General features: G+C 41.8%; 20 protein-coding genes. 10 read left to right on the forward strand and 10 right to left on the reverse strand.

The window, feature by feature from the left end; all coding sequences use genetic code 11:
- Positions 1–208 precede the first annotated feature (208 nt).
- Positions 209–1312, forward strand: a complete 1104-nt coding sequence (gene serC, locus H3T84_RS03890) for a 3-phosphoserine/phosphohydroxythreonine transaminase (protein WP_198218128.1) — start codon at positions 209–211, stop codon at positions 1310–1312.
- Positions 1313–1421: 109 nt separating this feature from the next.
- Here the strand turns inward: serC and H3T84_RS03895 are convergent, their stop codons facing one another.
- From H3T84_RS03895 to H3T84_RS03905, 3 genes are all read right to left on the reverse strand, one after another.
- Positions 1422–2783, reverse strand: coding sequence for an FAD-binding oxidoreductase (locus tag H3T84_RS03895; RefSeq protein WP_198218130.1), 1362 nt, complete (start codon positions 2781–2783; stop codon positions 1422–1424).
- A 127-nt stretch (positions 2784–2910) separates the two neighbouring features.
- On the reverse strand, positions 2911–3783 hold the full coding sequence (gene nadC / locus H3T84_RS03900; protein WP_198218138.1) for a carboxylating nicotinate-nucleotide diphosphorylase: 873 nt from the start codon (positions 3781–3783) through the stop codon (positions 2911–2913).
- Positions 3784–3998: 215 nt separating this feature from the next.
- Positions 3999–4964 carry a hypothetical protein gene (locus H3T84_RS03905; protein ID WP_084554355.1) on the reverse strand — a complete coding sequence of 322 codons (966 nt, stop codon included), beginning with the start codon at positions 4962–4964 and terminating at the stop codon, positions 3999–4001.
- A gap of 217 nt (positions 4965–5181) precedes the next feature.
- On the opposite strand from H3T84_RS03905, the gene nadA reads away from it, so the two are divergent.
- Positions 5182–6405, forward strand: a complete 1224-nt coding sequence (gene nadA, locus H3T84_RS03910) for a quinolinate synthase NadA (protein WP_174833260.1) — start codon at positions 5182–5184, stop codon at positions 6403–6405.
- Positions 6377–7915, forward strand: coding sequence for an L-aspartate oxidase (gene nadB / locus H3T84_RS03915; RefSeq protein WP_198218146.1), 1539 nt, complete (start codon positions 6377–6379; stop codon positions 7913–7915). Before nadA ends, nadB begins: the two co-directional genes overlap by 29 nt.
- Here nadB and H3T84_RS03920 read toward each other — a convergent pair.
- Positions 7910–8428: a TlpA disulfide reductase family protein gene (locus H3T84_RS03920; RefSeq protein WP_198218148.1), complete on the reverse strand. Its 519-nt coding sequence runs from the start codon at positions 8426–8428 to the stop codon at positions 7910–7912. The genes nadB and H3T84_RS03920 overlap by 6 nt on opposite strands.
- 268 nt (positions 8429–8696) lie before the next feature.
- On the opposite strand from H3T84_RS03920, the gene arsC reads away from it, so the two are divergent.
- From arsC to H3T84_RS03950, 6 genes are all read left to right on the forward strand, one after another.
- Entirely contained in the window at positions 8697–9050 is a 354-nt protein-coding gene (arsC, locus tag H3T84_RS03925; protein ID WP_037475549.1) for an arsenate reductase (glutaredoxin), read from the forward strand.
- Between the two features lie 3 nt (positions 9051–9053).
- Positions 9054–9713, forward strand: coding sequence for a YdcF family protein (locus H3T84_RS03930; RefSeq protein ID WP_174833256.1), 660 nt, complete (start codon positions 9054–9056; stop codon positions 9711–9713).
- A gap of 398 nt (positions 9714–10111) precedes the next feature.
- Complete coding sequence (gene hemL / locus H3T84_RS03935) at positions 10112–11401, forward strand: glutamate-1-semialdehyde 2,1-aminomutase (RefSeq protein ID WP_037475546.1); 1290 nt, start codon at positions 10112–10114, stop codon at positions 11399–11401.
- 431 nt (positions 11402–11832) lie between these two features.
- The gene (locus H3T84_RS03940) at positions 11833–12114 is read left to right on the forward strand and encodes a hypothetical protein (RefSeq protein ID WP_174833254.1); all 282 of its coding nucleotides are present in this window, start codon (positions 11833–11835) and stop codon (positions 12112–12114) included.
- 129 nt (positions 12115–12243) lie between these two features.
- On the forward strand, positions 12244–12906 hold the full coding sequence (locus H3T84_RS03945; RefSeq protein ID WP_100115847.1) for a response regulator transcription factor: 663 nt from the start codon (positions 12244–12246) through the stop codon (positions 12904–12906).
- Positions 12882–14270: an ATP-binding protein gene (locus tag H3T84_RS03950; protein ID WP_198218150.1), complete on the forward strand. Its 1389-nt coding sequence runs from the start codon at positions 12882–12884 to the stop codon at positions 14268–14270. Before H3T84_RS03945 ends, H3T84_RS03950 begins: the two co-directional genes overlap by 25 nt.
- A 283-nt stretch (positions 14271–14553) precedes the next feature.
- On the opposite strand, the gene upp is transcribed toward H3T84_RS03950, so the two are convergent.
- The 6 genes from upp to murI form a co-directional block, all read right to left on the reverse strand.
- Positions 14554–15186 carry a uracil phosphoribosyltransferase gene (gene upp, locus H3T84_RS03955; protein WP_037475542.1) on the reverse strand — a complete coding sequence of 211 codons (633 nt, stop codon included), beginning with the start codon at positions 15184–15186 and terminating at the stop codon, positions 14554–14556.
- Between the two features lie 75 nt (positions 15187–15261).
- Positions 15262–15573, reverse strand: a complete 312-nt coding sequence (gene grxD / locus H3T84_RS03960; protein ID WP_037475540.1) for a Grx4 family monothiol glutaredoxin — start codon at positions 15571–15573, stop codon at positions 15262–15264.
- Positions 15574–15596: 23 nt separating this feature from the next.
- Positions 15597–16859, reverse strand: coding sequence for an RsmB/NOP family class I SAM-dependent RNA methyltransferase (locus H3T84_RS03965; RefSeq protein WP_037475588.1), 1263 nt, complete (start codon positions 16857–16859; stop codon positions 15597–15599).
- Between the two features lie 8 nt (positions 16860–16867).
- Positions 16868–17542 carry a DUF3108 domain-containing protein gene (locus H3T84_RS03970; protein ID WP_198218152.1) on the reverse strand — a complete coding sequence of 225 codons (675 nt, stop codon included), beginning with the start codon at positions 17540–17542 and terminating at the stop codon, positions 16868–16870.
- A 17-nt stretch (positions 17543–17559) separates the two neighbouring features.
- A complete protein-coding gene (purN, locus tag H3T84_RS03975; RefSeq protein WP_198218154.1) occupies positions 17560–18201 on the reverse strand; it encodes a phosphoribosylglycinamide formyltransferase in 642 nt (213 codons plus the stop codon).
- A 19-nt stretch (positions 18202–18220) separates the two neighbouring features.
- Positions 18221–19030 carry a glutamate racemase gene (murI, locus tag H3T84_RS03980; protein ID WP_198218156.1) on the reverse strand — a complete coding sequence of 270 codons (810 nt, stop codon included), beginning with the start codon at positions 19028–19030 and terminating at the stop codon, positions 18221–18223.
- Between the two features lie 234 nt (positions 19031–19264).
- On the opposite strand from murI, the gene tsaE reads away from it, so the two are divergent.
- Positions 19265–19735: a tRNA (adenosine(37)-N6)-threonylcarbamoyltransferase complex ATPase subunit type 1 TsaE gene (gene tsaE / locus H3T84_RS03985; RefSeq protein WP_198218165.1), complete on the forward strand. Its 471-nt coding sequence runs from the start codon at positions 19265–19267 to the stop codon at positions 19733–19735.
- Positions 19736–19737: the final 2 nt, after the last annotated feature.

Here is a 19737-nt window from a genome sequence, read left to right on the forward strand (position 1 = left end):
TAACAGGCAGAAATAACCATACTTTTGCTACTTTACATGCAAAACGGTTTTGTATTTGCGTTCCCATTATCAAGCAACTAGAATTTCACCAGTTCACTGACAGATTGCAACATTAATCTGTAAACAGACTGCCGGTGTATACACAACCATCAAACGGACTGAAATTAATCAACAATAGTATATTTCTGTAACAGGTTTAAATTTATTCATGACAACACTGAACACATACAATTTTTCTGCCGGTCCTGCAATACTGCCAGAGGCCGTATTAGAAACAGCACAGGCTGAAATGCTGGATTATAATGGTACTGGTTGCTCAGTCATGACCATGAGCCATCGATCAGATGCTTTTATTAGTATTCTGCACCATGCCGAGCAGGATCTGCGCCAGCTTATGCATATTCCGGACAACTATAAAGTTTTGTTCATGCAGGGCGGTGCCAGTGCCCAGTTCAATATGGTCGTAATGAATCTGGCCAATGGTTTTAAGCGGGTTGATTCAGTAGTCTCCGGTAACTGGAGCCGTATCGCACACAGCCAGATGGGTAAACTTTCCGATGCAGAAATACATCTGGCAGCACATGGTGGTGATTTATATAACTACACAGATGTACCGCCGGTTGAAAGCTGGGATGTGGATCCAAATTCTGCATTTGTTCATTACTGCATTAATGAAACAGTACATGGCCTGCAATATCGCAACATTCCCAAACCAGATGGTTTGCCCCCTGTCATCTGCGATATGTCGAGCGAAATTTTATCACGACCAGTAAATGTGGCAGATTTTGGCGTTATTTATGCCGGTGCACAAAAAAATATCGGACCATCAGGTGCTACTATTGTGATTATTCGAGAAGATCTGCTTGATCGTTGTTCTGAACGAATACCTGATGTGTGGAATTATCAAAGTCATATCAGCCGGCAGGGAATGTACAACACTCCGGCAACTTACCCGATTTATATTTCAGGTCTGGTATTTCGCTGGCTGCAAACTCACGGGGGTGTAGAACAGATGGAAGCCATTAATACCCTTAAAGCTGAAACTTTGTATTCTGCCGTTGATAACAGCAATGGATTTTATATCAATAATGTGAAACAGCATGCACGCTCACAGATGAATGTTATTTTCCATACACCTACAAAAGAGCTGGATAAATTATTTGTACTGCAAGCCGGTGCTCATGGTTTAAGCGGATTACAAGGCTATAAATCAATGGGCGGGATGCGGGCGAGTATTTATAATGCTATGCCTATACAAGGGGTTGAAGCTTTAGTGGAGTTCATGCAGGAATTTCAGCGCCGCTACGGATAATCAACTTATTTTTTTCTGATTACTGGTGTGGCAATACTATACCACACCAGTTTTTCATCTCTATTCTGGAAATATTCAATTCTCTCAAAGCTAAGTTCAAACCCTATGTCTAGTAAGCCGTTGCTGGACGGTACCGCTCCAGAAATAGATTACTGAATTTATTCTCTGGATCTAAGCGCTCTTTAAGCTTAAAAAATTCTGCTGCCCGTGGGTATGCGCGCTGAAATTGCTCCTCAGTTGCATGCAATTGATAAGGTAAATAATAAGTACCTCCGTTTGCCAATGCCGCATCTATTAATTCCCGTGTCCATATCCCTACCTGCTTTTTACTCTGTTCATCAGTTCCTTGCTGATAGTAAATCACAAAAGCAAATACCTCAGTTTGAGCCCATGCCAGCAAAGAACCACTATCAGGATTAGCATGGCGAATAGAGATATTGATAATATTTGCTTGATGCTTTTTCAGGATGTCTATCATCTGCGGATAAAAATCATCAAACTTTTCTACCGGTATGAAATATTCTTCCAAAGCAAAACTTTTATCTTGCATGGAAATAGGCTCTAAAAGCGCTACTGCTAAGCTGGCTTCATAATTACGCATCATTACTGGCTGTTTTACAAAATAGGCATCATCATATAATTTGCGCAATTCTTTACCAAAATTTGATGCAGCAACAATTTTCAATTGTCTTTGGCGTTTGCGTGTAGGTGCAGAAAGTGGTCTTAAACGGGCAGAAATAGTTAATGGTTCATCAGTCTGCTTAAAAGTCACTGCTCTAACCTTTTTGAAATCAGGAGGATAAATAATGGCATTATGAAATATGGCCGTTCTATCAGAACGAATCTGCTCAGAGAAATAAGAAGAATACTGACTAATCGGCATCACATCATTAATTCGTTTTACTTTTACATTTTCAGTAAGGCGTAATGTTACTTCTGTGATAACTCCCAGTGCACCATAGCCACCAATAGCACCATAAAAAATATCCGAATTTTCTTGCGGACTGGCTAAAACTATTGAACCATCTGCCAGTACTATTTTAATTTGTTCGACAGACAGGATAATAGGACCTGCCCCCATATATCGACCATGTACATTAACACTTAAAGAACCACCAATACTAAAATCAGCCAGGCTTTGCATGATTTTCACAGATAATCCATATGGATCAATCAGCTCCTGTACCTGACGCCAGTTTGCACCTGCTTCTATAGTTAAAAGTTTTTGTTCAGGATTAAAAGCAATTACATGATTGAGTTTTTGAGTATCTATTTGTACGCCATTCTGAACTGCAGTTTGCCCGCCCATACTGTATTTACCACCAGCTATACTAATAGGACCGGTTGTGTGCTTAACCAGCTCTGCAACCTCTTCGGTTGATTCCGGCTGTATCACAGAGGCCATCTGTACCGGCGTCATACCGGTAACATCATTGACTACCACCGCATACGCAGTTAATGGCAGCAACAAACAAAAACAGCTATACCAAATAATTAGTTTTTTCATTATTAAATAATATTTATTCTTATAAAAGACATATTATTGTACTAATTAATGATGATATAATATTTGTTCTAAAACAAAATTTTGATTATTTTCACTTTTTCAGAATATTCTGATTATCTGCATAATCCAGACCAATATCCAGATAACGTGCGCTGTGGGTCAGATAGCCCATCGCCAGAAAATCTACGCCTGTTTCTGCAGCAGTTACCACAGTATCAGGCCGCAAATTACCTGAAGCCTCAGTCTGACAATGTCCCTTACACCAGCTCACAGCAGTTCGCATTTCTTCTATTGACATATTATCCAGCAATACCAAACTGACGCCTTCATCCAGAACTTGACGCAGTTGCTCCAATGTGTCAACTTCTACTTCCACTGCAATCAAATGGCCGGCATATGATTTAGCTTGCTTAACAGCTGTAATAATATCTCCTCCGCTAAGCGCAATGTGATTGTCCTTAATCAGTATGGCATCATCCAGACCCATTCGATGGTTACGTCCCCCGCCCATTCTTACTGCATATTTCTGGACTATACGCAAATTAGGTATGGTTTTACGTGTACACGTCAACTGAGCTCCGGTATGGGCTATTGATTTCTGAATTTCATGAGTTGTAGTGGCTATTCCACTAAGATGCGTCAGAAAATTTAACGCTGTGCGTTCGGCAGCGAGAATAGCACGCGCATTACCGGCAACCCTAGCCAGCACTGTACCGGCGGCGGTAATATCACCATCATTTTTGTATGCAGTAAATTCCAGATTTTCATTCATCAGAGCGAAGCTCTGCCGGGCCAGCTCTAAACCGCATACCACACCGGGTACTCTGGTTACAATACTGAATGCGGCCATCCTGTCTGCCGGTATCACTGCCTGTGAGGTAACATCTCCGCGTCTGCCTAAATCTTCTGACAGTGCAGCCTGTACTATTGGACGGGTAATTATTTCTGGTAAATCGCTAATCATATTGTTAAGCCCGGATATATACTCTTTTAGAGTATATATTAGTAGTCAAAGTCTGAAAATACGTTAACAAATAATAAGCAGATAAATTTGAAAAGCGGTAGTTTTTAAATTCAGCAAATTAATCAGATTTATTTGTTTAAAACCAAGAATCAAAAATTTTTAATCAGAAAATTTCTATTTTATCAACGGAATTGATGACAATTACGCTATTTGAATTACTGTATATGGTTATTAATTAATGGTAATCTGTAACCGGAGAGCAGACTTTCCTGTAAAACATTTTCATTAAAACGGTACAGCTGTGCCGGACGTCCGCGCTCAGCCACTACTGTGGTTCCGGTTGGCACAACCAGCTGCTGATTGTTGATTAATCTGCGAAAATTCTGTTTATGTAAATCTACGCCATTCAGCGCCTCTATGCTTCTCTGCAACTGATATAGAGTAAATTGAGGCGGCATTAAATCAAAAATTACCGGACGATACTGTAATTTAGCTCGTAAACGAGATACAGCAGTAGCAAGAATACGGCGATGATTAAACTGCATGGAGCGACCGGTCAGCATAGCCGGCAGACGACCGTCGAAATAGGGAGATTCAGTGATCATGCCAACTTCATACATCAATTCATAACGCAACAGAGCATTTTCTGCCAGCCATTGCTGCCCGTTTATCCCCCAGCATAAATTCAGACGCTGCTGACGCTGATTGCGGATTTCCTGATTCGGAGCAGCATCTACCCAGTTCTGCATCGGCAGGATTAATTGATCAAGTATCTGCTTATGCTTATGCTGAGGCAGTCTGCTGTCTTCCCAAGGAAAAAATTCATACCAGTCATGCCATTTGGCTTCCAGCTTTAAACCACTCTCAGCAGCTTCTTTTACCAGTCCGAGATAGCTGATATTAATTACAGCATGGCCGCAATGATGGCTGCGTTTGACATCAACAAATGTATATAACTGTTCCATATAGCCTAATGGCTGACCTGTCTGCTGATGTACCCAAGTTCTGGCACCAGCCTGTAAAGAATGATGTACAGGCTTCAGCGGACCATATGGCAATAGTTTTCCATCGTTTATGGTAAGTACCCGCGCACTAAAATCGGTAACAGCAAACAATACCGCCACGAGTTCAGCTGCACTGTCGCTATAACTTGAAGATGAATATTCAGCTGAAGAGTGCATGCGGATAAACTCCTTTATTAAAGCTGGCTAATTGTAAAGAATTTGTCGCAAAAAAACAAAATTCACTGATTGAGTACATTACCGCAAAAGCACCGTTGTATCTAACTGAATTCAACTAATTATCTCATTCAGTCGAGTTTATTCGAGTTTTTGGTTTTTTCGTATTGCCTTATATACTCATTATGAGCATAATTAATTATTCCTTTCAGGAGCAATTATGCAAAGTACCAATCAATGGCGTGCATTCGATTACGAAAAACCACAATTGTCATCAGTTGCAGCTACTGAGAATGCTGCACAAACTACTAAAGATGAATCTGCTGTGCTGCAATGTGCCTGGGCTAAAATTCCACAGCAATTGGACCGGCAGCAAAAGCAAAAATATATTGAACAGGTAAAAGCTTTATTACAGCAACAGCAAGCTGTGATGCTGGCACATTACTATGTTGAACCGGAATTGCAGGATCTGGCTCTGGCTACTGGCGGCATGGTTGGTGATTCACTGGAAATGGCACGTTTCGGAGCACAGCATCCGGCAAAGACATTATTGGTAGCCGGAGTGAAATTTATGGGCGAAACAGCACGAATACTCAGTCCGGAAAAAACTATTCTTATGCCCGATACTGAAGCCACCTGCTCTCTTGATCTGGGTTGTCCGGCAGAAGAATTTACTGCTTTCTGCAACCAATATCCGGATCGGACAGTTGTGGTTTACGCCAATACCAGTGCCGAAGTTAAGGCCAGGGCTGACTGGGTCGTTACTTCGTCAATTGCTCTGGAAATTGTTTCTTTTTTACATGCCCAAGGAAAAAAAATTATCTGGGGTCCGGACAGACATCTTGGAGAATATATTCAGAATCAGACTGGTGCAGATATGGTGCTCTGGCAAGGTTCCTGTCTGGTACATAATGAATTTAAAGGTCAGGAACTGGCTTTAATGAAAGCACGCTATCCGCATGCCAAAATATTGGTTCATCCTGAATCACCGGCTGCTGTAGTTGCTTTAGCTGATGTAGTAGGTTCTACCAGCCGTCTGTTGCAGGCAGCAATTCACGATTCGGCAGATACATTTATTGTAGCGACAGATCAGGGCATATTACATGAAATGCATAAACATGCTCCGGAAAAAACCTTTTTGGCTGCGCCTACTGCAGGCAATGGTGCCACCTGCAAGTCTTGTGCTTTCTGCCCCTGGATGGCTATGAACGGATTACAAGCCTGTATAGATGCTTTAAGCAAACCAGAACATCATAAAATTGATCTACCTTCTGCTTTAGGTAAACAGGCTGGTATTTCCATACAGCGTATGCTTGATTTTTCAACTGCATGGCGGGAATTTCATACTGATAAGACCAATCTTCACCATACAGAAAACCATTCACCCGATATTTTTGCTCACTGGATTAGCCAACATGACCAATATCACACCCTGCTCTGTTAATACTACTGATGTTTTGATTATTGGTGCCGGTTTGGCCGGGCTGACGGTGGCCTTATCTTTACCGGAAAATTTTCACATTACTTTGCTGGCAAAAGAAGATTTATCAACCTGTGCCAGTAATCTGGCACAAGGCGGAGTAGCAGCTATTATTGATCAGGCAGACAGTGTAGCCGAACATATTAAGGATACGCTTATAGCCGGTGCCGGCTGCTGCAATGAAAAACAAACTGCCGAAATTCTGGCTGAAGGCAACAGTGCTATTGAATGGTTATGCGCCCATGGCGTGGAATTTACCCGTGAGAATGGTCGCCTGCATCTGACACATGAAGGCGGACATGGCCGGCGGCGTATCGTACATGCGGCAGATCATACTGGTCACAGTATTACTCATACACTCCAACAACAGCTATCAGCACGACCAAATATTCATATTTTGCCGCATAGCTGTGTTATCGATTTAGTGTATGAAAATTCAGTTTGTACCGGAGCAGTCGTACAGATGGCACAAACTGATGAGACCGTAACTATTCAGGCTAAGCATACTGTACTGGCAACCGGAGGATTGGGACAATTATTCACTCTGACCACCAATCCGGTAACAGCAAATGGACAGGGAGTTGCTTTAGCGGCTCTGGCTGGTTGCAGAACGCAAAATCTGGCTTTTGTACAGTTCCATCCCACAGCACTTGCCTTACCCGAAAATCCGTGTTTTCTAATTTCTGAGGCTGTACGCGGTGAAGGAGGTATTTTACGTAATCAGCAAGGTCGGCGCTTTATGCCTGAATACGATAACCGTGCCGAGCTGGCTCCGCGTGATATTGTTGCACGCGCCATTGCCAGCGAAATAGCCAAAACCGGCCATCACTGTGTGTATCTGGATATCACTCATTTACCTGAAAGCTTTATCCGCGCACATTTCCCGCAAATTCATCAACATTGTCTGCAACAGGGTCTGGATATCACTCGTGAATTAATTCCGGTAGCACCAGCAGCACACTATGCCTGTGGTGGCATTGTTACAGACACCGATGGGCGTACCGATATGGCTCAGTTGTATGCTATAGGTGAAACTGCCTGTACCGGGCTACATGGTGCCAATCGTCTAGCCAGTAATTCTTTACTTGAATGTGTCGTAACCGGACGCAATGCCGCGGCATCGATAGTTGCTTCTAAAGAACATCCGCAAATATGGCCAATCAATCAGCAGATGAATTCATCAGAATTAACCTGGCAGGAAATTATTTTCCCGGAACAACCTCATCCGATTCAGGATATCCCTTCTTTCAGCATGCAAGCACTGCAACACTCCATGAGCCGTTATTTTGGAATTTGCCGGCGAACTGATGAAATGCTCACGCTGCATAAAATATTACAATACTGGTATCGGCAAACCATAAATCAGCAACATAAGCTGTCACTGGTAACTGCGTTATTAATGGTACAGGACGGACTGAATCAGCAAATGAACCGTGGCACCCACTTTAATCTTGACCTACAGGAAAATCTATAAACGAACCTTGTGCTGTTTACACTGCTGTCTGGCTTCAGCAATCACTTGATTCAGCTTTATTTCACTCAGTGTACCTATCAATGCCCGATGAAAACCGCATTTAGGTGCCTGAACCTGAGTAAAAGGTACTCCGCCAATATTATTGCCTAAACGTTGCATCCATGCGCGGCTATCCGAACCTGTATAACGGTATAACGGATACGGTACTGACATCTGCTGAGTAAAGCGTTGTAAATTTGCATCATTATCTAAAGATACACCAACGACAGCAATGGTTTTCTTCCCTGAAGTTCGTTGTTGCTGATACCAGCGCGAAAGCATAGCTATTTCACTACGACAAGGTTTACACCATGTTGCCCAGACATTAACCACCAGTATCGGGGAATTAGTTGGTAAAGTGGCCGGTGTACGCTGAGGCCAGTTTTGTAATTCTGCAGCATGTACATGAATACAACTCAGAAACAGCGCACTAATTAAAAATATTTTTTTTAAGACTCCGGCAGACGGAAACATATCATTACCTTAATATTACTTTTAATAGCAATTATTATAGAATAATTCATATACAATTTTGCAGCAAAAACATTAGCAGTTAAGGGGTTTATTTATTTTTATTTTGTATAAATCAATTGAAACACATATTTAAAAACAGATAATTTATTTACATCCGGCACATTAATTCAGCTTTAGCTTTAGAATAATTAATAATACTTGTCAAAATTTGAAGTTTCGTCCACACTTCCAATTTAGATTTTTTATTTTTAGAAGTTCAGGGATAATCATGACAAATACCGTCATACTGTACCACAATCCGAATTGCTCTAAATCGCGGGCAGCCCTGTCTTTACTTCGGGTACGCAATGTAAATACCAAAGTCATTCCCTACCTGACCGAGCCTTTATCTGAGGCACAAATTCGTTCACTTAAACAAAAACTGGCCATCAATTCAGCTCGGGAAATGATGCGTAGTAAAGATGATCTGTTTACACAATTGAATTTGCGCGAGGCGGATGAAGATACACTGATTGCCGCGATGGCTGCACACCCGATTCTGATCGAACGTCCTATAGCTGTATACGGCGAACATGCCGCTATCGGCCGCCCATTAACGAATATTGAAGCTTTACTCGAATAATAAATGAGCTCTGGTTCACGTTTCGGTTTCTGGTATTGTCTGCGCACGGTGATTGCCGGATGTTGTTTGTTCGTTGTGGCCAATTATGCTTTTAGTGTTGCCACCGTCTACCAGTTTGGTCATCCACAAAAATTATTAACAGAATCCGATGCTGCTATTGTGCTTGGTGCAGCAGCATGGGACAAACGTCCTTCACCAGTATTCCGTGAACGTATCAATCATGCCATTAATCTGTATCGTGCCGGCATAGTAAAAAAAATTCTCTTTACTGGTGGCAGCCCCAGAGCCGGTTTCATGACAGAAGCAGCCGTCGGACGACGCTATGCTATCCGTAACGGCGTAGATGCCAATGATATTATTTATGAAAATCATTCGCGTGATACCTGGCAGAATCTGGTTAATGCAAAAGCCATAGCAGAAGACAATGATTTAGAAAGTTTTATTATAGTCAGTGATCCATACCATCTGGCACGTGCGTGTTTTATGGCTCGGGATCTGGGTTTAAATGTACAGGTTTCTCCTACTCCGACTACCCGATATACTGCAACTCAGTCGAAATTACGCTTCATTGTACAGGAGAGTTATACCTTGATGATTTATCAGTGGGTGCAGCATCTGGCAAATTTTCCGCGTCTAATTCGCATTCTGCGTACGCTTATTTAATAATTTATCCTTTTATTGCCAAAATCTGACAACTCAGACCATTATTTTAGCTAAAAACATAATTATCATATAGTTATACTATTTTAAATCTAAAAAATCTTAGCTCGATTTTTTGTATATAACTTATGATTTTACAATTTGCTATAGACTCTTTATATTTTCAGAAAAATAAGATGAGTATTGCTTAATCAGATATCAGTAGTAAAAATTATTATATTAATATGTAATAAAAATTTATTTTCTTAATTGAGTATATTTAATGCTGTAATGATAATTTATTTTATCTCCCGGATACCTGTCCAAAGGCTAAAGACAATTAACCTTTAAGTGTAATCGATAGTATGATTAATCCCTGAATGCAAGGTATCTGATATTCCAATAAAGCAGAGGTCATAATCATGGATAGAAACCAGCAGCTTTTTGAAAAAGCAAAAACCATTATTCCCGGGGGAGTAAATTCTCCTGTTCGGGCGTTTGGAAGTGTCGGAGGCATACCCCGCTTTATTAATAAAGCTCAGGGAGCGTATGTATGGGATGAAAATCAAACACGATATATTGATTATGTCGGCTCATGGGGACCTGCCATTGTCGGACATGCACATCCTGAAGTTGTTCAGGCAGTCTGTCAGGCGGCCAAAAATGGCTTATCTTTTGGAGCCCCGACAGAAAATGAAATTCGTATTGCTGAAGAAATACGCCATATCATGCCCAGTATGGAACAGATTCGGCTGGTCAGCTCAGGTACAGAAGCAACCATGAGCGCTATCCGTCTGGCCAGAGGTTTTACCGGACGGGACAATATTATTAAGTTTGAAGGCTGTTATCATGGTCATTCAGATAGTCTGCTGGTTAAGGCCGGATCCGGTCTGTTAACTTTTGGTAACCCTAGCTCAGCAGGTGTACCTGAAGATTTCAGCCGCCATACACTGGTATTACCTTATAATAACGTTGAGGCTTTGCAACAAACGTTTGCCAATAAAGGCGACAGTATTGCCTGTGTTATTGTCGAACCAATTGCCGGTAATATGAACATGATACCTGCTACAACAGAGTTTGTTCGGGCACTGCGGGAACTTACAGAACGATACGGAAGTGTTCTTATTTACGATGAAGTAATGACCGGTTTTCGTGTTGCCCTAGGCGGAGCACAGTCCATCCATGGTATTAAGCCTGATTTAACGACAATTGGCAAAGTAATTGGCGGAGGCATGCCAGTAGCAGCTTTCGGTGGTCGTGCAGACATCATGGCCAATATATCGCCTTTAGGTGCTGTTTATCAAGCAGGTACTCTTTCCGGTAATCCGGTATGCGTGGCGGCCGGACTGAAAACACTGGAAATCATACAACGACCCGATTTTTACACTACACTCAGCAAACATACCCGACAGCTTAGTGATGGTCTGACGGCAATCGCACGTGAAGCCAATATCCCTTTCAGCAGCCGCAGTGAAGGCGGTATGTTTGGTTTCTACTTTACTGATAATCTGCCATCCTGTTTTGCAGATATGCAAAACACTAATCAGATACTATTTAAAGAGTTTTTCCATGCCATGCTATCACGCGGTGCTGCATTTGCACCATCAGCATATGAAGCGGGTTTTGTTTCAGCTGCTCATAGCAGTGAAATCATTGCAGATACACTGGGTTTAGCTGCCGAAGCATTTACGGAAATTGCGCGTACTGTCTGAGAAACTTATTCTTACCAGTGTATGTCAAAAGTAAAACATACACTGGTATCTTAAGTTGTATTAAATTAAATCTTAATCATGAAGAAATAATTTAAATATTTTATATTTATATCAGTGTCCATCACATATTAAACCATATAAACATTTATATTCTTAAAAAACTTTATTTATTATCACAGCAAGGAAATAATTAATATTTTATTATTAATTAACACTTAAAACATCAAAGCCATCTAATTCTAATATAGTATTATTTTAAATTCTAAACTAATAACCAATTTTATACTTACTATATTTATTAACATTTAATTACTTTTATTTAACAATAAAAAACATTTAGCTAAGTCTTGCCTAAGTATTTAAAGTCATACTGTGCATTAACAAGAACCGAGATGGTTATTGTCTTTAACTACTTTAAATGGAGATCTATCATGAAAAAAATTACTGCTGCTGTTGTAAGTGCTATCTTTGGTTTAACTACTGCTGCTGCCTTTGCTACACCTCCCAAACCAGCTGCAGCTACTACCACTACAACCACCACTACAGCTAGTACCGTTAAACCAGCTGCTAAAACTGTAAAACCTGCTGCAACTGTGAAACCAGCTACTAAAAAAGTACACGCCAAAAAAGTACATGCTAAAAAATCCCATGCCAGAAAAGCAGCCGCTAGCACTACTACAACCAAACAAACCACTACTACTGAATATAACTAATCAGTTTATCGGTTAACATTTAAATAAAACCGTTTCAGGAATACTGAAACGGTTTTTGTTATCATAGATATTTTACAGTCTGAGTTTAAACAGACTGATTGACAAGTCTATGCGGAAAAATGTTAACCCATGCGAATCTTACTTCTTGAAGACGACAAAATGATTGCAGAGGCATTAAGCGATATGCTGCATATTGCCGGTTTTGCAGTTGATTGTGTTACTGACGGGCTGGCAGCTGAACGGGTATTACAACCAGATATTTACGATATTGCCTTACTGGATATTGGTGTCCCGGGGCAGGATGGTCTGTGTGTATTACACCACTTGCGTGCTAAAAATAGTGATTTACCTGTTATTCTGATTACTGCCCGTGACACGGTGGAAGAACGCATTAATGGTCTAGACAGTGGTGCCGATGACTATGTAATTAAACCTTTTGCGCCTTCCGAATTACTAGCGCGTATCCGGGCTTTATTACGCCGCCGCAGCGGACATGCAACTCCGGTGCTGAGCAATGGCACCATTACCCTGAACCCCGCTACTCGTGAAGTAAGTGCCAACGGACAGGTTACCCGGCTGTCAGCACGAGAATATGCTTTACTGTACAGTTTATTACTGCAACCGGGTACGATATTGTCACGGCAGGAACTTGAAGAAAAACTTTATGGCTGGAATGAAGAAGTCGAAAGCAATGCCGTAGAAGTGGTCATTCACGGAATTCGAAAAAAACTGGGTAGTAATGTGATTAAAAATGTTCGGGGATTGGGATGGCTGGTAGACCGGCACGGATAGTCTCATCGCTACAATGGCGTTTATTATTGGTTTTAACCATCGTAGTAACTTCAATTGCTATCATTGGTGATATTCTTGCCTATCAGACTGCTTTTCGGGAAACTCAGGACTTGCAGGATGCTCAGCTGGAGCAAATTGCTCATTTACTTGATCCGCGCAGTTCCATTCTGCGCAAAGATACACAGGAAGACCTTAATTTTCCTGAAAGTGCCAGAACCCTGCCCAAACCGCGTGTACTGGCACAGACACTTGACTCACCCTATCTCAATATACTGATGGGAGATGAAAATGCTGTCCAGAATCTACAGCAACTACCGGATGGCTTCCATAACTTTACTACGGTAGCCCGGCACTGGCGGGTATATATCCTTACCCGGGAGCGTGAGCGGATAATCATTGCTCAGCGCACCGCATACCGCAATCATATAGCTAAAGACAGTGCATTGAGTGTAGTCTGGCCATTTCTTATTCTGATGCCTATTTTATGGCTATTTACAGCTATCTGGATTCGCCGCCTGTTTCGGGCAACACAGGAAATGAGTAGCGAATTAACCGCGCGCAACGCCAATGATTTGTCACCTCTGGATACCAAACACGTACCGACAGAAATCCGCCCTTTCATTACCGCACTTAATCGCTTATTCAGTCAGTTACAGGCTGCAATTGAACATGATAAAAAATTTATCAGTTATGCAGCTCATGAATTACGTACCCCGATCACCGCACTTACCCTGCAAATAGCCCGTTTTGATGAACCGGAATTGACTATTCAGGAACAGCATAAGCTTATTGAACAGATCAAAGCAGGTATTGCCCGTACCGAACAACTGCTTACCCAGTTATTATCGATGGCCAGAGTACAGCATCAGCAGCAACATCTTATGACGGATAATGTTCAAACCGCTTTAATGCCATTACTGCGTGGTTTGATTGCTGAATTATTGCCTCTGGTGGAACAAAAAAAACAAAATTTAAGTTTTGATATCAGCGAAAATGTTTATCTGCCTGTCTGCAGTAATGATTTATATACCATTTTGAAAAATATTTTGGGTAATGCCATCAAATATACTCCTGTTGATGGACAAATATGCATTTGCATTAGACCAACCACGGATAACAAAACAATTTTACTCATAGAAGACAATGGTCAGGGAATTTCTGAAACTGAACGTCAACTGGTATTTGAACCGTTTTACCGCATTTTAGGCAATAATGAAAGCGGTAGCGGTCTCGGATTGGCAATCGTCAAAACCCTGTGTGATCAGTGGCGCATCAGTATTAGTCTGGCAGACTCCCGCCTGCAAAATTCTGAACAGAAACCAGGACTAGCAGTAAGTCTGATATTCAAATCGGATAAACTGTAAACATAAAAAATATTCATCCTGTAACATGTAAAATGATTACATCAGATTCTATTTATCCAGCAATTATTCAATTTATTATCCTATAAAACATTTCTTTATTTCTAATCGGGTCAGATAATTCTATTTAGAGTAATTCTCTGACATTTATATCCATTTGCTTAAAACAAAACTGAATTTAATTCAGCATAATAAAAAACACAGAATTTTCCATGCAGAAAATTCTGTGTTTTTTATTAGCAGATTATTTCAGCGATCAGGCTGCATGAAATAAACCGGATTTAAATCACCAGTGTTTTGTACCAAAAATCTTGTCACCAGCATCGCCCAGACCTGGAATAATATAGCCATTATCATCCAGATGATCATCCAGTGCTGCCGCATAAATAGTCACATCAGGATGTGCCTCATTGACAGCCTTTACACCTTCCGGAGCTGCCACAAGAACCAACGCCTTAATATCCTTACAACCTTTTTTCTTAAGTAACTCAATAGTTGCATTCATAGATCCGCCTGTTGCCAGCATTGGATCAATTATCAATGCCGGGCGTTTATCCATCTGACTGACAAATTTTTCGAAATAAGGTACCGGTTCCAGCGTTTCTTCATCGCGCTGTAAACCCACAACACTGATTTTGGCTGTAGGAATCAAATCCAGCACACCATCCAGCATACCCAGCCCTGCCCGCAGAATCGGTACAACAGTAACTGTTTTGCCTTTAATCTGGTAAGCATCAATCTCACCACACCAGCCCTGCATTTTGACAATTTCTACATCAAAATCACGACTGGCTTCATAAGCCATTAAGCGTGCCAGCTCTTTAGTCAGAGTACGAAATCGATAAGTACTGCAATCCTCTTCACGCATTAATGACAGCTTGTGCTTTACCAGTGGATGCTCAATTACATTAATATTCATAGTCTGTTCCAAAAAATAATTACTATAAAATCCGAATAAAACAGCTACCGGAAAACTTTTCCGAACAGAATTCAGTCAGACAGAGGCTAGCAAAGTCTGTAATTCACCTGCTTCAAACATCTCCATCATAATGTCAGAACCACCGATAAATTCACCTTTTACATATAATTGCGGAATTGTAGGCCAGTCTGCATATTCCTTGATACCCTGCCGGATATCCTCATCTTCGAGCACATTAACAGTATAGAAATCTTTTAATCCGGCCGCCTGCAATATTTGCACAGCACGGGATGAAAAACCACACTGTGGAAACTGCTTAGTGCCTTTCATGAACAACACAACCGGATGTTCAGTAACAAGCGTTTTAATTCTTTCCTGAGTACTCATGTACATTCCTTCTTAATATCACTTTATTTAATACGTGTTAGTACAGCGGCAAAAAAACCGTCTGTATGATGTTCACCGGTGCTCAGCTGCAGATAGTCACCCTGCATGACAGGTAAGGTATTATCTTTAAGCAAAGTCTGCACCGGCTCTATATGCCAACCAGTATTGGCAGCCAGAAAATGATTTAACTGCTGCTGATTTTCCGTTTCCAGAATACTGCACGTTGCATACACAAGCCTCCCGCCCGGACGTACCAGTTCAGAAGCTGCCTGTAAAATTGATTGTTGCTGCTCGAGCAATGTCCGGATATTGTCATTACTCTGACGATATTTTAAATCAGGGTTACGGCGTAACGTGCCCATTCCGGAACAAGGTGCATCAACCAGCACACAATCTGCCTTATATTTTAATCGGGCAATACGGGTATCATGCTCATTATCAATCCGCTGAGGATGAATATTAGTCAGACCTGCCCGAACCATTCTCGGCTTCAGATTAGCCAGACGCTTTTCAGCCACATCGAAAGCATATAACCGTCCACTACCAGCCATCATGGCGCCCATTGCCAATGTTTTACCACCGGCTCCGGCACAGAAATCGACAGCAATCTGACTACGTTTAACGCCTGTTATTAAAGCCAGTAGTTGACTGCCCTCATCCTGGACTTCCAGCACACCGTCAAGAAACAGCGGGTGTCGGTTTAAAGCCGGCTTATCATATAGCCGTATTCCCCAGGGTGAAAAAGGCGTAGCCTCAGCACGCAACCCTTCTGACTGTAACATAGACAAAATCTTATCACGTTTACCTTTCAGGGTATTTACCCTTATATCCAGCGGTGCCGGTTGCATAACACTGCGACCGTAAGTGACAATCTGATTGTCATCCCAGCCCTGCTGTTGCAGACATTCAATTAACCATTGGGGCAGCTCAGCGGCTGTAGTGAGCTCAGAAGAAAAAGCAGATTTTTGCTCTTTAACATCAATCAGCCACTGCTTTTCTTCTGGGTCACAAAGTGATTCCACACTGTGTACACTTACTCCCCGCCCTAAAACCAGTGCAGCCAAAGCTGCCCGACGTGGTTTTTGATGCGGTTTTGGCAGCATCTTCTGAATTTTTTGCAAATGGCGGATAGTAGCAAACACAGTTTCAGCTATTTCCTGCCGGTCACGCATACCCAGCTTACGTTCACGCCTGAAAAAAGCTGACAGCACAACATCTGCAGGCTGTCTGAATGTTAATACCTGTGCCAGTGCAGAAGTAGTTAAATCAAGTTGTTGTGCATTTATCATAATATTTAAAAAACCTTCCCGTTGATCTGGCCGCCTTTCAGTTGCAATGTATATACTTTACCATTGTCCATATAGCTAATCCGTACCGGAATATTATCAAGCTGGGGTGCAAAAGCATATTCTACCAAGTCATCGCCACGGCTGATACTGAACTGTCTGATATCAATTTGCCGTCCGTTTACCATCATCTGAGCCATTCCACGACTTTGAACAGCATTAAGCTGATACACTTTCTTACCATTAGTCAGATAAGTATTTGCGGGCAATTTGCCGTGATTAAAACCCAGCTGCCAGCCAAGAGCAAACATATCGTACACTGACCCGTTCACTGACATATGCTTAATAGCTTCTGACACCTTACCATAATCAACACCCTCCCCGGAAAAACGAGCTTGTGCATACGGCTTGCCAGAACGGCTGTCGGTATAGGAAAGCGGTTTTAAAATAGTACCTTTTATGGTACCGGAAGAAACAAACTGCATTTTGTAAAAAATCAAATCAATTTGTGTATTAATCTGATAGTGACCATCCTTTTGCACAAAATCCATACTCACCGGCAAACCATAACTGTCAACAAACTGAAGTTGTGCCTGCTGAGGCAGGTCTTCAGCTTGTGCAATTGGTATTAACAGCAAATTTACCCACACTAGCAATAAATCTGCCCATACTTTCAATTTCATATTGCGCTCATAACATTTTAATTTTTCAGGAAAACTGCACCATCTGTACCTGCTACGGCAAGATTATTCACCCTGTTACCTTCTATCACCAGATTACCGGCAACAAAATCCGTCACTGCTTGTGGTAAAAGCTGATGTTCAAGCTCTAAAACCCGCTGGGCCAGAGTATCGGCTGTATCGCCGTTCAAAACAGGTACCACACCCTGAGCTATAATCGGACCGCAGTCCAGTTGGGGTGTGACAAAGTGAATTGTACAACCTGCAACCCGGCAGCCACTGTCCAGTGCACGCTGATGAGTATGCAATCCGGTAAAAGCAGGCAATAATGACGGATGAATATTTATCAGTCTGCCTGTGTAATGCCTGCAAAATTCAGGTGTCAAAATACGCATAAAACCGGCCAGTACCACCAGATCCGGCTGATAAGCATCAATATGCTCTATTAGTACCGCATCAAATGCTTCACGACCTGGATAATCATGGTGGCAGATTGCTTCAGTTACCAGCCCGTGTTGCGTAGCCCACTGTAAACCCGCTGCCTCAGCCCGGTTACTAATTACTGCCACTATTTCTGCCTGTGCAATATTGGCTTTTGCCAAAGCCTGCATATTACTGCCACGACCTGAAATCAGAATCACAATTCTTTTTTTAATACTCATTGCACACCTGTAAAAATACCTAGCCTAAAGAAATCATTTCCAGTTGTTCCAGACTTCTGCCCAGAAACCGCTCACCAATTGTCTGGAAACGTAATGGTATATCACTGACATAAAACCGGTATTGTGCGCCTGAATGATCAGGATTAACCAGATGATGCTGCTCCAGTACTAATGCAGTGGCTTCAGCAGTTGTAATTGCCGAATCAACTAATTTCAGCTCAGAAGCCTCCTGCCGGATTAATGGCTTCAGTAACGGATAATGAGTGCATCCCAAAACCAACGTATCCACATCTTCTGCCAGAATCGGCTTGAGATACTCTCGTGCAGTCAGCCGAGTAACTTCATGATCCAGCCAGCCCTCTTCCACTAGCGGCACCAGCAACGGACAGGCTTGTGAAAAAACCCGTGTTTGTGCATTCTGATCGTGAATTGCCCGTGCATAGGCATTACTGTTAACGGTAGTGCTGGTAGCAATTACACCAATATGATTATTCTGAGTAGTTTCCAGAGCAGCCTGAGCACCTGCGGCAATCACATCCAGCACCGGCATTGTACCGGCCAGCTGCCGCACTTTTTCTCTCGCCACCGCAGCTATAGTATTGCAGGCCACTACCAGTGCCTTAACATCATGCTCTAGCAGAAAAGACACAATCTGTTCAGTATAAACTTCTATTGTATGTCTGGATTTCACACCATACGGTACACGCGCTGTATCACCAAAATAAATAATATTTTCATTAGGTAACCGTTCCATCAGTGCACGAACTACAGTCAGTCCGCCTACGCCGGAATCAAATACACCTATTGGTTGTTGTTGTATTGCAGTCATTTGTCTCTTCATTATTGACTATGACATTCAGTTCACCATAAACTGAATTAATCAAATACCCGTCATCAGTATAATTATAGCATTCCCTGAAATTATACTTATTGCTTCATCCCTACAATATATACATAAAATAAAGCTGTCCCTCGGCAACAATACATACAGACGGAATTTTATTACTTTCGTTATTACAAACTTTATCGCATAATAACCCCGTTTTGTTTAATTAAAAACATTATGCCTGCATCTGAAATCCGAGAATTTTTTCTGGCTGATGAAAATAACACCCTACAACTGAGCAAGTGTTTTGCACAGCATATAAGCTCGCCTTTAATCATCTGGCTGGAAGGCGATCTGGGTGCAGGTAAAACAACCTTTACCAGAGGTTTACTTAATGCTCTTGGTTACAACGGTGCGGTCAAAAGCCCTACATATAATATAGTTGAAACCTATTTTTTTAATGGATTCAACCTGAATCATTTTGACTTATATCGTTTTCAGAGTCCGGAGGAATGGCTGGATGCGGGACTGGATGAACTGATTACTGCAGACAGTATTAATTTGATTGAGTGGCCACAGCTCGGCGGTGATTTGGCACCTCCGGCTGACATTATCCTGAATATCACCGTCAGCAGTAGTGGTCGCACCGTACAGATCAATGCAGTTACTGCACACGGAATAAATATATTAAATAAGATTATAGAATAACC

Origin of the sequence: Snodgrassella sp. M0110 (assembly GCF_016101465.1) — a bacterium.
In the GTDB taxonomy this organism is placed as follows: Bacteria; Pseudomonadota; Gammaproteobacteria; order Burkholderiales; family Neisseriaceae; genus Snodgrassella; species Snodgrassella alvi.

Coding starts and splice junctions, on each gene's coding strand:
- purN (WP_198218154.1), bottom strand. CDS start 18,201: ATGAGTATTAAAAAAAGAATTGTGATTCTGATTTCAGGTCGTGGCAGT.
- H3T84_RS03930 (WP_174833256.1), top strand. CDS start 9,054: ATGAGCTCTGGTTCACGTTTCGGTTTCTGGTATTGTCTGCGCACGGTG.
- arsC (WP_037475549.1), top strand. CDS start 8,697: ATGACAAATACCGTCATACTGTACCACAATCCGAATTGCTCTAAATCG.
- H3T84_RS03945 (WP_100115847.1), top strand. CDS start 12,244: ATGCGAATCTTACTTCTTGAAGACGACAAAATGATTGCAGAGGCATTA.
- H3T84_RS03905 (WP_084554355.1), bottom strand. CDS start 4,964: ATGCACTCTTCAGCTGAATATTCATCTTCAAGTTATAGCGACAGTGCA.
- H3T84_RS03920 (WP_198218148.1), bottom strand. CDS start 8,428: ATGTTTCCGTCTGCCGGAGTCTTAAAAAAAATATTTTTAATTAGTGCG.
- H3T84_RS03940 (WP_174833254.1), top strand. CDS start 11,833: ATGAAAAAAATTACTGCTGCTGTTGTAAGTGCTATCTTTGGTTTAACT.
- grxD (WP_037475540.1), bottom strand. CDS start 15,573: ATGAGTACTCAGGAAAGAATTAAAACGCTTGTTACTGAACATCCGGTT.
- H3T84_RS03970 (WP_198218152.1), bottom strand. CDS start 17,542: ATGAAATTGAAAGTATGGGCAGATTTATTGCTAGTGTGGGTAAATTTG.
- nadC (WP_198218138.1), bottom strand. CDS start 3,783: ATGATTAGCGATTTACCAGAAATAATTACCCGTCCAATAGTACAGGCT.
- nadB (WP_198218146.1), top strand. CDS start 6,377: ATGACCAATATCACACCCTGCTCTGTTAATACTACTGATGTTTTGATT.
- upp (WP_037475542.1), bottom strand. CDS start 15,186: ATGAATATTAATGTAATTGAGCATCCACTGGTAAAGCACAAGCTGTCA.
- hemL (WP_037475546.1), top strand. CDS start 10,112: ATGGATAGAAACCAGCAGCTTTTTGAAAAAGCAAAAACCATTATTCCC.
- H3T84_RS03950 (WP_198218150.1), top strand. CDS start 12,882: ATGGCTGGTAGACCGGCACGGATAGTCTCATCGCTACAATGGCGTTTA.
- tsaE (WP_198218165.1), top strand. CDS start 19,265: ATGCCTGCATCTGAAATCCGAGAATTTTTTCTGGCTGATGAAAATAAC.
- murI (WP_198218156.1), bottom strand. CDS start 19,030: ATGACTGCAATACAACAACAACCAATAGGTGTATTTGATTCCGGCGTA.
- serC (WP_198218128.1), top strand. CDS start 209: ATGACAACACTGAACACATACAATTTTTCTGCCGGTCCTGCAATACTG.
- nadA (WP_174833260.1), top strand. CDS start 5,182: ATGCAAAGTACCAATCAATGGCGTGCATTCGATTACGAAAAACCACAA.